The organism is Hyphobacterium indicum (assembly GCF_003129605.1).
In the GTDB taxonomy this organism is placed as follows: Bacteria; Pseudomonadota; Alphaproteobacteria; order Caulobacterales; family Maricaulaceae; genus Hyphobacterium; species Hyphobacterium indicum.
The window spans coordinates 40,084-52,909 of the sequence record NZ_QBDX01000001.1; the positions used below are offsets into that span (position 1 = coordinate 40,084).

Here is a 12,826-nt window from a genome sequence, read left to right on the forward strand (position 1 = left end):
TTGCGCTCTAGCCGTCCGCGGCAGCTTTTTGTCCGGCGGGACGCAACAGCCCTGTCAGATCCAGTTCCGGCGCATTCGCAACCCGGGCAATCACCGGCAGATGGCAGACCACCGTCGTGCCCTCTTCCGGCGCCGAGGCGAGATCGACCCAGCCGCCATGCATTTCGACAATTTCCTTGACCAGGGCGAGGCCGAGACCGGCCCCGCCGCGCTGTCCGCGCTCGAAGCGTTCAAACACCCGCGCCTGCCGGTCGGGTGAAATGCCTTCGCCGGTGTCGGACACGGTGATGGATGCGCCATCTTCGTCGCGTTTCACGGTCAGTGTGATGCGGCCATCGCGCGGTGTATGGTTCAGCGCATTCGACAACAGATTGACCGTGATTTGGCGCAGCCGCTTGGCGTCGCCGGTGATCACTGCCTCGCCGGACGGCGCATTGACGGCCAGACGGACGCCGGCATGTTCGGCTTTCGAGGCCAGCAATTCGACGGCATCCGAGGCCAGCGCCTTGAGATCGACATCTGTGGGGTCGAGTTCGAGCTGACCGGCATCAATGGCGGCGACATCGAGAATGTCGGTGACCATTTTCTCCAGCTCGTCAGCGGCCGAGCGCACATAGCCGAGATAATTCTTCTGCTGATCGCTCAGCTCGCCGGCAATGCCCTGCAGGATCATGTCGGCATAGCCGGTGATCGTGGTCAGCGGCGTGCGCAGCTGATAGCTGACATGCTCGACAAATTCGCCCTTGATGCGTTCGGAGGCCTCCAGCGCCTCGGCGCGTTCGCGCAGCGCTTCCTCGATGCGGCGGCTGTCAGTCACATCCTGCCAGGCGATCAGCGTGGCACCATCGGGCAGCGGGCGTGACAGCCAGACCAGAACCTTGCCGTCCTCGCGTTCCATCTCGCCGGTGACATGGCGCCGCGCTTCCGGGCTGGGATCGGCGACGCGGGCTTTCATGTCGGCCCAGACGCCGGGATTGTCGAACAGGGCCGAGCACTTTTCCGCGACGATTTCCAGCTCCGGCTGGCCGTCCAGTTCGGCCGCTTCCAGATTCCACAAACGCTCGAATTCGGAATTGTGCAGGCGCAGGCGGCCGTCTGACCCGAACACCGCCACCGCCTCGTGCAGCTTGTCCAGAGTCGCGCGCTGCACATTGATCAGCGTGTTATAACGCGAGCGCAGGGAAAGCTCGTCCGTCTTGTCCTCGAACACCATGAGCAGGCCGCCCAGCGGATTGCGCTGGCGCGCCACCCGCAGCGTGCGTCCATCGGGCAGATTCCACAGCTCGTCGGGAATTTCCGCATCCGGCGCATCATCATACCGGGCCAGCTCGGCTTTCTTCCAGCTGGCATAATCCGCCTGTTCGGGAATTTTGCGGGCCTCGCGCAGCCGGTCCAGCATTTCGCCATGGCCAGGTCGGCTGTCCAGCAATTGCCGGTCCAGACCGAAGAGATTGTCGAAGGCGGTATTGCGGAAGACCATCTTCTGGCCCCGGTCAAACACGGCGACCGCCTCGGCCAGCTGGTCCAGCGTGTCGTCGAAGGCGCGGCGGAAGCGTTTCAGCGCGGTCTTGGCTTCCTCGCCATCGGTCACATCCAGCGCAAACCCGGCGGCGCCGCCGGAAATCGGGAAGCTGACCAGATCCAGCGCCCGGCGCGACCCTTCGACCACGACCGGTTTCAGCGCCGACACGGCCTCGCCGGATTTCGCCGCTTCCATCGCCAGATCCCTGATCGCCGGTTCCAGCGCGATCTGTTTTTCCAGCACTTCGGCCGGCGTATCGACCTCTACCGCGCGGGCATAAGCGGCATTCGCCCAGACGATGCGGCCCGTCGCATTCATCCGCCAGGACGGATAGGGCGCGCGTTCCAGCGTGTCGAGAATGGCAATCGGATCGGCTTCCAGCTGTCGGCGGGCATCCTCGACCCGGCCCCGTGCTTCGGATTCATCCAGCCCCCTGATGGTGGCATCCGACAGCCAGACAACCAGCTGCGTCCCGGCGGCGCGGGCATCCGCCTCCAGAAAGCGGCCTTCCGGGCCGATAATGGTCATCGAGAAGGGCCGGCCATCTGCAATCAGTTCGGCAAAGCGGCGGCGCAGCGTGGTGTCGGTGCCGCCCGCCGAACGCGCTTCATAATCGGCAACGCCTTCCAGCAGCAGGCCGGCCGGGTCCGGCCCCTCGCTGGCTTCGGCAAATTTCAGCAGGCTGGCCAGCGCGGTCGGTGAGCCGAAAATCCGCGGCCGCCCCCAGCCGTCCAGCTTGCCATCCTCCAGCTCCGGAACCTCGTCCCACACCAGCACCAGGCCGGGAAAGGCTCCGAACACGCCATCGGCGCGGGCAATGCGGTCTTCCAGCTCACGCGATCGTTTGCGCCACAGGGCCTGCGCTGCCCGCGCGCCTGCCGTCAGACGGTAGGCCCAGAGACCCGCAATCAGGCCGAACACAACGGCCGCCAGCGTGACGGAAATCGAGACGATCTCGGTTATGTTGATCCCGCCTTCGGGCATACCGGCGAAGTCCCCCATGGATAAAGACAGCGCGAGCGCCCGCCTTTTCGAATCACCACTCTAACCGCTTCGCGAATCGAGGGGGAGGGGGGATATGGATTAGTCCAAATCTGTGGACAGATTGAATTGCCGATTGCAACCAAGTGGCGACTCGGTGACGTATTCTTGAATGAACAATCGAAACTCATTTCGCCGACTCAGCAACGGAGTAAGAGCCTCTCATGGTTTGAGGCATCAATTGCCACTCAGAATCGTCGGGCATTTACGCCGTCGAGCAATTGTCTGGTCGATATTGGTTATTGGAGCGTTATTGCTGGGTAGTGGGTTTTGGCTTGTCGATTGGATTTACGAGAATGCCAGTAGTCGGGTCCATCCCACAGTTGCATGGATCAATCCGGAGAACATTGCCGAAAGTGTGCGCAACTGGGTCTGGGCACTGTCGTTTCTGATCGGCTCAATATTCGCTGTCGTCACTTTAATTAATGGACTGCGCAGAACCGAATTAATTCACCAAGAGCGTCGGATTGAAAGAGAAGGATTGAACGCTAGCACGTTTGCGAAGGCGATAGAGTTACTGGATTCTGACAGTGTAGATCGGCGAGTGGCCGCAATTTATTCCCTTGAGACCCTCATGAGGGCGGACTTTTCAGATCTAAGCAGCGACAACCATTTCGCCAAGCGCGTCGGTGATAGTCTGGCAGCGTTTATTCAACAAAAATCAATCCTAAACGAAAGTAGCGATGTGGTTAGTCCAAGGCTGGATGTACAAGTCTGTTTGATTGCATTGATACGATCTTGGCCCGTAGCGCAGCGACCTAACATTAATAAAGAAGGTGGAATTAATTTAAGTAATTGTAATTTATCAGGAATTACAATTCCGCCCGAATCCGATCTACGATCATTCAACTTTTCTGGCTCGTGCCTGAAGGAAATCTCTTTTGTTGGTTGCAATTTGTCGAATGCCAATTTCTCACGCACAGATTTTAGAAAAGCGTTTTTGCGGGAGGCAAATTTTTCGGATTGTGAATTGCGTGATTGTGATCTTAGCGAAGCGCTGCTCGCCGGATCAATTTGGCAGCGATCTAGCCTCAATGAGGTAAATTTTAGCCAAGCGTATTTGGACAACGCCATCTTGACTGACGCCAGTTTTGAAGAGTGCGTTTTTAGTAACGCTGGTATTAGGCATGCTGAACTTACAGGCGTCACATTTTCGGCGTTTGAAGCTGACGAAAATGGAAAAGGCTTTCCGAGCCGCGAACAGCTTTTATCCGCGCGTTGGAATCCCCATTCACCTCCCAAGTTTGAAGAGGTTTTGGCTATTAAACGGTTCGTGCCGCCCCATGATGGCACTGGCAAACCCATCCAGCCCAAAGACGACAGCGACACCTGACCACACACCTCGCCATTTGACGTGCCGCCTCTCAGGCGCGATATCAGCGCCAACACCAGATGACCGCCCGCCAGGGCGAGGGAGAGACGAGATGCGCGAGATCAATCACTTCATCGACGGCCAGAGCTTCACCGGCAAGACCGGCCGTTTCGGCGATGTTTACAACCCCAATACCGGCGAGGTGCAGGCGCGCGTGCAATTTGCCGATGAGACCGAGGTGGCGCGCGCCGTGGAAGGCGCCAAGAAGGGGCAGCGCATCTGGGCGGCGATGAATCCGCAGCGCCGCGCCCGCGTGCTGATGGCCTACAAAAATCTCGTCGAAGCCGAGATGGACGAGCTGGCGCACCTCCTCTCCGCCGAGCATGGCAAGGTGATCGCCGATTCAAAGGGCGACATCATCCGCGGCCTGGAAGTCATCGAATTTGCCTGCGGCGTGCCGCATCTGATGAAGGGCGAATACACCGACAGCGCCGGGCCGGGCATTGATGTCTATTCCATGCGCCAGCCGCTGGGCGTGGTCGCGGGCATTTCGCCGTTCAACTTCCCCGCCATGATCCCGATGTGGTTCATGGGCATGTCGATCGCCACCGGCAATGCGCTGGTCCTGAAACCGTCGGAGAAAGATCCGTCGGTTCCGGTCCGCCTCGCCGAATTGTGGATGGAAGCCGGCCTGCCCGAAGGCGTCTTGCAGATCGTCCATGGCGACAAGCAGGCAGTCGATGCGCTGCTCACCCATGATGATGTGAAGGCGGTCTCCTTCGTCGGCTCCTCCGACATCGCGCACTATATCGCCCGCACCTGCACCGAGCAGGGCAAGCGTTTCCAGGCCATGGGCGGCGCGAAAAACCACGGCATCATCATGCCGGATGCGGATATGGACCAGGTCGTCAACGACTTCCTCGGTGCCGCCTTCGGCTCGGCCGGCGAACGCTGCATGGCGCTGCCCGTGGCGGTGCCGGTCGGCAAGGATACGGCGGATGAATTCGTCGGCCGCATGCTGGACGAAGCGAAAAAACTCCGCGTCGGCGTCTCCACCGATGGCGATGCGCATTACGGCCCGGTTGTCTCCGCGGCCCACAAACAGCGCGTGGAAGATTATATCACGCTGGGCGTGGAAGAAGGCGCGGACCTTCTGCTCGATGGCCGCGGTTTCAAACTGCAGGGCCATGAGAATGGCTTCTTCATCGGCCCGACCCTGTTCGACAATGTCAAACCCGGCATGAAGACCTATGAAGAGGAAATCTTCGGTCCCGTGCTGCAGGTCGTCCGTGCCGAAAACCTCGATGAGGCCGCCCATCTGCCCAGCGACCATCAATACGGCAACGGTGTTGCCATCTTCACCCGCAATGGGCTGGCCGCGCGCGAATTTGCCGCCAAGGTCCAGGTCGGCATGGTCGGCATCAATGTGCCGATCCCGGTACCGGTCGCCTACCACTCCTTTGGCGGCTGGAAGCGCTCGGCCTTCACCGACACCAACCAGTACGGCACCGAGGGCATCCGCTTCTTCACCAAAATCAAGACCGTGACCCAGCGCTGGCCCACCGGCGATATCGGCGATCAGGCCTTTGTCATCCCCACGATGGGGTAGGGACGAACCCCTTACCAAGTGACATCGCGACTTTCCCCTCCCCTTGATGGGGAGGGTGGCCCGCAGGGCCGGGTGGGGTGATCAATGTGGTAGCGGGTAATTCCCCCACCCCTACCCCTCCCCACAAAGGGGGAGGGGAATGCAGATCACTGCACCGGTAAGCGCTTGCCACCCGCACACGCCCGGCTAATCTCCCGCCGCATGCACAATTTTTCCTTCCGCACTGTCCCGCACATCGTCTTTGAAGCTGGCGCGTCAAAGCGTCTGGCCCGTCTCGCCGCTCCGGTCCTGAAAGACGCCAAACGCCTCTTCTTCGTCACCGACACCGGCGTCCGCGCGGCAGGGCTGATAGATGATGCGCTCGCTGCGCTGAAAGCAGACGGTTTCGACGTTTTCGTCTTTGACGAGGTGGTCGCCGATCCGCCCGAAGCCGTCGTCCTGGACGCCGCCGCAAAAGCCCGCGAGTTCGGCGCGCAGGCCATCATCGCCTTTGGCGGCGGCTCGCCCATGGATACGGCGAAAGTCGTCTCCCTTCTGGCAGGCGGCGACCAGCCCTTGTCGGAAATGTATGGCGTCGAGCAGGTACGGGTGGCCGGACTGCCCTCCATCATGATCCCGACCACGGCGGGCACCGGTTCGGAAGTCACCAATGTCGCGGTGCTGACCACCGGCGCGACATCGAAGCGCGGCATCGCATCCGGCGCGCTTTATGCCGATATGGCCATCCTCGATCCGGAGCTGACGCTGGGCCTGCCAAGGCATGCCACGGCGGCAACCGGGATCGACGCCATGGTCCATGCCATCGAGGCCTTCACCAACAAGCGCTCGAAAAACCCGGTGTCCGATGCCCTGGCGCTGGCCGCGCTGAAAAAGCTGCAGGGCGCCATCCTCACCGCCTGTGACGAACCCTCCAACATCGAGGCCCGCGGCGACATGCTGCTGGGCGCCATGCTGGCCGGGCAGGCCTTTTCCAACTCACCGGTCGGCGCAGTCCATGCCATGGCCTATCCGCTGGGCGGGATTTTCCATGTGCCGCACGGCCTGTCCAATTCGGTCGTCCTGCCGCCGGTGCTGAAATTCAACGCTGCGGCCGCCGAAGACCTCTACGCTGAAATGGCCGCGCATATGGGCCTGGAAGCCTCATCCGCCGGGCTGATCGCGGAAATGGAGCGCATCGCCGGGGCCACGGGCATCGAGCGCCGCCTCTCCCAGCTGGGCATCTCGCACAATGACATTCCGCGCATGGCCGAGGATGTAGCGGCCAATGACCGCCTGCTGCCGAACAATCCGCGCGCACTGACCTATGACGACATCGTCCGGCTCTATGAGGAAATCGTATGAGCGGGGCACAGACCGGCCGGGCCGACTATCCCGTCTTCATCGAGATCGCCACGCGCTGGCAGGACAATGATGTCTACGGCCATCTCAACAATGTCGTCTATTACGAGCTGCTCGATACGGTCGTGAACCGGCACCTGATCGAGCAAGGCGTGCTCGACCCGGCGACCAGCGACCAGATCGGCCTGGTGGTGGAATCCGGCTGCCGGTATTTTGCGTCGCTCGCCTATCCGGAAGTCATCGATGTCGGCCTGCGCGTCACCCATATCGGCACCTCATCCGTGCGCTATGAAGTCGGGGCTTTCGCGAAGAATGCAGACAGCCCCGCTGCCGAGGCCTTCTTCGTCCATGTCTATGTCGACGCCAAAGCCCGCCGGCCCAAACCCCTGCCGGCCGATTTCCGGGCGGTGCTGGAAACACTTCGCTAGGTCGTCGGTCCTGATCTTTGCGGTCAGAGCGCGGCCGCCTCATCGAGAATGGATTCCGCCAGCCCGTACATATCAGGAACAGACGGCACGCGGTTGAACTGCAGCGCTACCGCCATGTCGAGCGAGGGCTTGTAGGCCAACACCGACTGGAATGCCGGGAACCAGCCGCGATGCCCGATCAGCCGCGGGCCGGGCGAAAGACGTATTTCGCAGGCCATGCCATAGCGCCAGTCCGCGCCATCCGCTTCGATGACGCCGGAACCGCGTTCGGCCTCGGCGATCATGTCATACGCGCCCGACAAGGCCCGTCCGCCAAACCACAGCCAGCCCCAGCGGGCGAGATCACCCGCTCGCGTGGCCATCCCGCCGCCGGTCCACTCGGTCAAAGGATGCATGGCCAATACGCCGTTTTCCGAGCATTTTTCGGGAAGGCCGAATATCGGCTGCGCCAGATAGCTGGAGGCAAGGTCCGGGATCGCGCGCTGCGTCGCGGGCAATATGCCGCCGGTCAGACCGTTCGGCTCCAGAATGCGGCTCGTCACTTGCGCCTCATAGGTGCGCCCGCTGATCGCCTCGATGATCAGGCCGATCAGCAAATAATTCGTGTCCGCATAGGAAAAGCCTTCGCCCGGCGCAAATAACGGCCCGGCAGCAACGGCAATCGGCAGGCTTTCATCGGTTCGGATCGGGCGGTCAGGGTCGGTGGCGATGCGCGCGGCATGCAGCGGTGTAAATTCCGGCTGGCCAAGATATTCCACCAGTCCGGATCGGTGCGTCAGCAGCAGGCGCGGCGTGATCGCGTCGCGGTGGGCAAGATCGTCAAACCACGGCGCGTCTGCGAGCCAGGTGCCGATCGGGGCGTCCAGATCGAGATCGCCGGAAAGGACGAGATCCGTGGCGGATGCCGCCACAAATGTCTTTCCGGTCGAACCGGCTTGCATCACATGGTCCGGACGCATGGCCTCGCCGGTTTCCAGATCGGCCAGTCCTGTTGCCGCGGTCACCACGTTGCCGCCTGGCAGGGCGATGCCAGCTGTCATGCCGGGAATGTTGTGCGCTTCCGGAATGCCGGCAATGCGCTGGGTCAACCAGTTCGAAGTCACGCGATGATTCATACCACAGCCTGTGAGCAATAACCCGCTCATCGCGGCGCTTCCGGCCAGAACATTTCGTCGATTAATCCGCATGTCTCCACCCTCACAGAACCGCCGCCTCTATATAACGTCGACGGAAATTCAGGGTGTTAAAAAGCAGTTATGCAAGGCCGGACTTGCTTGCACGGCCAGCTGCTGCCAATAGGCATTCATGCGAGAGATCAAACGCCCGCTCTATCTTGTGGCCGCTGCCGGACTGGCTTTCGGCCTGCTGCTGGCTGTGTTGATTTTCGCCTCATGACCCCGATTGAAAATCTGCAGCGCCGTATTGCCAGGGGCACGCTGACCGAGGACGCCGGCCAGCTGGCTGCGGCAGATGCCCTGACGGATCTCCACCAGCGCCTGTCGAAATGGCGCATCCGGGATGGCTGGTTCCGGCGCAAGACACCGCCGCCGCGCGGGCTTTACCTGTGGGGCGGCGTCGGGCGTGGCAAGTCCATGTTGATGGATCTGTTTTTCCGCACCGCTCCGGTGGCAAGGAAACGCCGTGTCCACTTTCATGAATTCATGCAGGAAACCCACGCCCGCATCGGAGCCTGGCGTAAGCGGCTGGAGCGGAAGAAGGGTCAGGATGATCCGATCCCGCCCGTGGCGAAAGCCATCGCCGCAGAGGCGCGCCTGCTCTGTTTTGACGAATTCCAGGTCACCGATATTGCCGACGCCATGCTGCTGGGACGTCTGTTCGAGCAATTATTCGACATTGGCGTGGTCGTGGTGGCGACCTCCAATCGCGTGCCGGACGACCTCTACAGGGATGGCATCAACCGCCAGCTTTTCCTGCCTTTTATCGCGGAGCTGAAATCGCGGCTCGACGTGATGGAGATCGCCTCGGGCATTGATCACCGCCTGCGGCAGCTCACCGCCGCGCCGGTCTATTACACGCCGCTGGGCCGTGAAGCGGATGCGGCCCTGGATGACGCCTGGAAACGGCTGACACAAGGCGCCGAGCCGCAATCCTGCACGCTCACCGTTCAGGGCCGCTCTGTGCCGGTGCCGCGCGAGGCAGCAGGTGTGGCCCGCTTCACCTTTGCCGAATTATGCGCCCGGCCCCTGGGCGCGGCGGATTATCTCGCCATTGCCGCGCAGTTCCATACGGTGCTGATCGGGGATGTGCCGCAGCTGACACCGGAAAAACGCAATGAGGCGAAACGCTTTGTCACATTGATTGACGCGCTCTATGAGGCGAAAACCAAGCTGGTCATGAGCGCCGCCGCCGAACCGGACGATTTATATCCGGCGGGCGATGGCGCTTTCGAATTTGAACGCACGGCGTCGCGCCTGATGGAAATGCGGTCCGAGACCTATCTCGCCGCGGCCCATGACGAAGCGATCCCGGAAACAGGAGAAAGCTGATGTCGCGATCCATCAGTCTCGACGAAACCCTCACCAACTATGTCCGCAAGGCCAACCGTGCCGAATCCCCGGCGCTGGAACGTTGCCGCATCGAGACCGATGCACGCGAAGACAAGATGATGCAGATCAGCCCGGAACAGGGCGCTTTCATGAAGCTGATCGCCCGCATGGTGAACGCCAGGACGGCGGTCGAGGTCGGGGTCTTCACCGGCTATTCTGCCCTCGCCACGGCGGAAACCATGAAGGAAATGCATGGGTCAAAGGCCCGCCTCTATGCCTGTGATGTGTCCCATGACTTCATCGGCATCGCCGAGGATTACTGGAAGGAAGGCGGTGTCGCCGACATCATCCAGCCCGTCATTGGCGATGCGCGCCAGAGCCTGATCGGCCTGTTGAATGACGGTCTGGCCGAAAGCGTCGACCTGATGTTCGTGGACGCCGACAAGACCGGCTATCCCGATTACTACACCGCCGGTCTCAGCCTGTTGCGGCCCGGCGGCATCATGCTGTTCGACAATGTGCTGTGGTCCGGCTCGGTTGCCGATCCCGCCAAGTGCGACGCGGACACCGAGGCCCTGCGTGCCATTGCCGACAAGCTGCGCGAGGATGATCGCGTCGAGATCGCCTTCACTGCCATTGGCGACGGCGTGCTGATGGCGATGAAGCGTTAGTCTCCCACACGCTCCCAGCCAAAGCTGAAGGCCTGCTCGCCCGACAGGTCCGATATTGTCGCCGTCAGACTGTCACCGTCGCGCGCATAGCGGATGCGCTGCGGGAAATCATGATCGGGATTTTCGAACGTCACGGCGTGTTCGGTGCTCTCCACCTGGTCGAAGCAGACGGCCTCGCCACCGCCCGGCTGGGCACAATAGGCCGTCCGCTCGTCCGTATTTATGATCCGCAGATATTCGAAACCGCTCGCCTGGCCGTTCCGGAGACTGCGATTGACGCCAAGATAAAGTCCGCCCTCGCCATTGGTCCAGATTTCCTCGGACACGCGGCCATCGGCCTCGCTGCGCCAGTGTCCCTCCATCCAGGACAGGTCATCGGCCGCGGCAAGCGCAGGCAGGGTCATGAAAAGGCTGGTGGCAAGCAGGGGTTTCAGCATGGCATTTTCTCCGGTTTCCCCGCACATTATGACCGGACATCTGCCAGGTCTTGAAGAATATGGACACCGCGCCCGCTTACACATTCCGGCCCGTTGACGGCCATGACGTGATCGAAGGCGTCTGGCAGCTGGAATCGGGACCCGGCGAGGACCGGATTGCGCCGGATACGCGTTGCGAGATCATCTTTCACCTGGCCGAGCCGCCGCTGGAGAAAACCGGTGAGGTCTGGGAGCGTCAGCCCCGCCACATGATTTATGGCCCGCTGACGCGCGTTCTGGAATTGAAGCGAACCTCCCCCATGCGGCTTCTGGCCATTCGCCTGCGCCCGGACGGGGTGGGGGCGATCACGCAGGCCCCGCGGCATCTGCGCAATCGCAGCCGGGATCTGGCGGAGATCATGCCGGGGCCGGTGATCCATGCGCTGGTGGACGCCGCACAACAACCGCTTGCAGATTTCGCTGCGGCCGCTGACAAACTGCTTCTGGACCCTTCGCCCGCATCTCCGGCCGGAGCGCGGGTGCGCGCCTCGATGGCCCGGCTGGAACAGAACCCGGCCTTGCGCCCGTCGGCGCTCGCCGGTGCGGCCCATGTCTCGATTCGCACGCTCGACCGGGATTTCATGCGCCGGACCGGGCTCACCCCTGGCGAATTCCTCCAGATCACCCGCTATCATCTGGCCCGTCAGGCGATCCGCAACGGCACCGGTTCACTGTCGGACATCGCGATGGAAACCGGCTATGCCGATCAGGCCCATATGACCCGCGAATTCCGCCGCATGGCCGGCCAGACGCCACGGCTGAAGCGCGGGGAGGATGCGTCCGACATCTTCTACAGCACCGGGTGACGATCCGCCCTCTTGCCGCATCGCCCTGCCGGGTCTAGACCCGTGCGCAAATTTCCGCACTTGCGAAGGAGCACCCCATGGCCCGTAATAAGATTGCCCTCATCGGTTCCGGAATGATTGGCGGCACGCTCGCCCATCTCGCGGCGAAGAAGGAAATGGGTGACATTGTCCTGTTCGACATTGCCGAGGGCATGCCGCAGGGCAAGGCGCTGGATCTCAGCCAGTGCGGCCCGATTGAGGGCTTTGACGCAAAGATCACCGGCTCGAATGATTACGCCGACATTGCCGGCGCCGATGTGGTGATCGTCACTGCCGGTGTGCCGCGCAAGCCCGGCATGAGCCGGGATGACCTCCTTGGTATCAATCTGAAAGTCATGAAAGCCGTGGGCGAGGGCATCAGGAAGCATGCCCCGGACGCCTTTGTCATCTGCATCACCAATCCGCTGGACGCCATGGTCTGGGCGCTGCGCGAGTTTTCCGGCCTGCCGCACAACAAGGTGGTCGGCATGGCCGGCGTGCTCGACTCGGCCCGCTTTGCCACCTTCCTGGCCTGGGAATTCGACGTCTCGGTCCGCGATGTGAACGCCTTCGTGCTGGGCGGTCATGGCGACACCATGGTGCCGGTTCTGTCCTATTCCACGATCAACGGCATTCCGGTGGCGGACATGGCCAAGATCAAGGGCGTCGATGTCAGCCGCCTTGACGAAATCGTCGACCGCACCCGCAAGGGCGGCGGCGAAATTGTCAGCCTGCTGGGCAATGGCTCGGCCTATTACGCGCCGGCCTCCAGCGCCATCGCCATGGCCGAGGCCTATCTCGGCGACCAGAAGCGCATCCTGCCCTGCGCCTCCTATGTCGAGGGCAAATATGGTCTCGACGGGCTCTATGTCGGCGTTCCGACCATGATCGGCGCTGGCGGAACCGAAGACGTCATCGAGATCGCCCTGTCCGAAGAGGAAAAGTCCAACCTTCAGGTCAGCGTCAATGCGGTGAAGGAACTGCTCGAGGCCTGCAAGGGCCTTGATTCCAGCCTCGCCTGATCACGCGGGCTGACATCTCCGCCATATCCCCGTGAGCGGCCTTGACCGGACAGTGCGATGGCCCCAACTCCCGTGC

Annotated in this window: 11 protein-coding genes; 8 read left to right on the plus strand and 3 right to left on the minus strand. The window is 61.8% G+C overall.

Annotated elements, in window-relative coordinates:
• Positions 1-7 precede the first annotated feature (7 nt).
• Complete coding sequence (locus DBR16_RS00210; RefSeq protein ID WP_109259985.1) at positions 8-2,506, minus strand: PAS domain-containing sensor histidine kinase; 2,499 nt, start codon at positions 2,504-2,506, stop codon at positions 8-10.
• A 169-nt stretch (positions 2,507-2,675) separates the two neighbouring features.
• Here DBR16_RS00210 and DBR16_RS00215 point away from each other — a divergent pair, with 169 nt between their 5' ends.
• From DBR16_RS00215 to DBR16_RS00230, 4 genes are all read left to right on the plus strand, one after another.
• Positions 2,676-3,896, plus strand: coding sequence for a pentapeptide repeat-containing protein (locus tag DBR16_RS00215; RefSeq protein ID WP_109259235.1), 1,221 nt, complete (start codon positions 2,676-2,678; stop codon positions 3,894-3,896).
• A gap of 91 nt (positions 3,897-3,987) precedes the next feature.
• Positions 3,988-5,484, plus strand: coding sequence for a CoA-acylating methylmalonate-semialdehyde dehydrogenase (locus DBR16_RS00220; protein ID WP_109259236.1), 1,497 nt, complete (start codon positions 3,988-3,990; stop codon positions 5,482-5,484).
• Positions 5,485-5,685: 201 nt separating this feature from the next.
• Positions 5,686-6,825, plus strand: a complete 1,140-nt coding sequence (locus DBR16_RS00225; RefSeq protein ID WP_109259237.1) for an iron-containing alcohol dehydrogenase — start codon at positions 5,686-5,688, stop codon at positions 6,823-6,825.
• Positions 6,822-7,250: an acyl-CoA thioesterase gene (locus DBR16_RS00230; protein WP_109259238.1), complete on the plus strand. Its 429-nt coding sequence runs from the start codon at positions 6,822-6,824 to the stop codon at positions 7,248-7,250. Before DBR16_RS00225 ends, DBR16_RS00230 begins: the two co-directional genes overlap by 4 nt.
• Positions 7,251-7,273: 23 nt before the next feature.
• On the opposite strand, the gene DBR16_RS00235 is transcribed toward DBR16_RS00230, so the two are convergent.
• Positions 7,274-8,365, minus strand: coding sequence for a serine hydrolase domain-containing protein (locus DBR16_RS00235; protein WP_161539333.1), 1,092 nt, complete (start codon positions 8,363-8,365; stop codon positions 7,274-7,276).
• A 276-nt stretch (positions 8,366-8,641) separates the two neighbouring features.
• Between DBR16_RS00235 and zapE the strand changes: the two genes are divergently transcribed.
• Together zapE and DBR16_RS00245 are read left to right on the plus strand one after the other, a co-directional pair.
• Positions 8,642-9,757 (plus strand): cell division protein ZapE, encoded by a 1,116-nt coding sequence (gene zapE, locus DBR16_RS00240; RefSeq protein WP_109259240.1) that lies wholly within the window; start codon positions 8,642-8,644, stop codon positions 9,755-9,757.
• Positions 9,757-10,428: an O-methyltransferase gene (locus DBR16_RS00245; RefSeq protein ID WP_109259241.1), complete on the plus strand. Its 672-nt coding sequence runs from the start codon at positions 9,757-9,759 to the stop codon at positions 10,426-10,428. The genes zapE and DBR16_RS00245 overlap by 1 nt, the downstream gene beginning before the upstream one ends.
• On the opposite strand, the gene DBR16_RS00250 is transcribed toward DBR16_RS00245, so the two are convergent.
• Positions 10,425-10,865 (minus strand): DUF6265 family protein, encoded by a 441-nt coding sequence (locus DBR16_RS00250; RefSeq protein WP_125184465.1) that lies wholly within the window; start codon positions 10,863-10,865, stop codon positions 10,425-10,427. The two genes, DBR16_RS00245 and DBR16_RS00250, sit on opposite strands and share 4 nt — an antisense overlap.
• 59 nt (positions 10,866-10,924) lie before the next feature.
• Between DBR16_RS00250 and DBR16_RS00255 the strand changes: the two genes are divergently transcribed.
• Both DBR16_RS00255 and mdh read left to right on the plus strand, forming a co-directional pair.
• On the plus strand, positions 10,925-11,710 hold the full coding sequence (locus tag DBR16_RS00255) for a helix-turn-helix domain-containing protein (RefSeq protein WP_109259243.1): 786 nt from the start codon (positions 10,925-10,927) through the stop codon (positions 11,708-11,710).
• A 77-nt stretch (positions 11,711-11,787) separates the two neighbouring features.
• The gene (gene mdh, locus DBR16_RS00260) at positions 11,788-12,750 is read left to right on the plus strand and encodes a malate dehydrogenase (RefSeq protein WP_109259244.1); all 963 of its coding nucleotides are present in this window, start codon (positions 11,788-11,790) and stop codon (positions 12,748-12,750) included.
• Positions 12,751-12,826: the final 76 nt, after the last annotated feature.

Excerpts from the sequence above, each read along its gene's own strand:
- DBR16_RS00215 (WP_109259235.1), top strand. The coding sequence starts at position 2,676 with ATGAACAATCGAAACTCATTTCGCCGACTCAGCAACGGAGTAAGAGCC.
- DBR16_RS00225 (WP_109259237.1), top strand. The coding sequence starts at position 5,686 with ATGCACAATTTTTCCTTCCGCACTGTCCCGCACATCGTCTTTGAAGCT.
- DBR16_RS00230 (WP_109259238.1), top strand. The coding sequence starts at position 6,822 with ATGAGCGGGGCACAGACCGGCCGGGCCGACTATCCCGTCTTCATCGAG.
- mdh (WP_109259244.1), top strand. The coding sequence starts at position 11,788 with ATGGCCCGTAATAAGATTGCCCTCATCGGTTCCGGAATGATTGGCGGC.
- DBR16_RS00255 (WP_109259243.1), top strand. The coding sequence starts at position 10,925 with ATGGACACCGCGCCCGCTTACACATTCCGGCCCGTTGACGGCCATGAC.
- DBR16_RS00250 (WP_125184465.1), bottom strand. The coding sequence starts at position 10,865 with ATGCTGAAACCCCTGCTTGCCACCAGCCTTTTCATGACCCTGCCTGCG.
- DBR16_RS00235 (WP_161539333.1), bottom strand. The coding sequence starts at position 8,365 with ATGAATCATCGCGTGACTTCGAACTGGTTGACCCAGCGCATTGCCGGC.
- DBR16_RS00210 (WP_109259985.1), bottom strand. The coding sequence starts at position 2,506 with ATGCCCGAAGGCGGGATCAACATAACCGAGATCGTCTCGATTTCCGTC.
- DBR16_RS00245 (WP_109259241.1), top strand. The coding sequence starts at position 9,757 with ATGTCGCGATCCATCAGTCTCGACGAAACCCTCACCAACTATGTCCGC.
- DBR16_RS00220 (WP_109259236.1), top strand. The coding sequence starts at position 3,988 with ATGCGCGAGATCAATCACTTCATCGACGGCCAGAGCTTCACCGGCAAG.
- zapE (WP_109259240.1), top strand. The coding sequence starts at position 8,642 with ATGACCCCGATTGAAAATCTGCAGCGCCGTATTGCCAGGGGCACGCTG.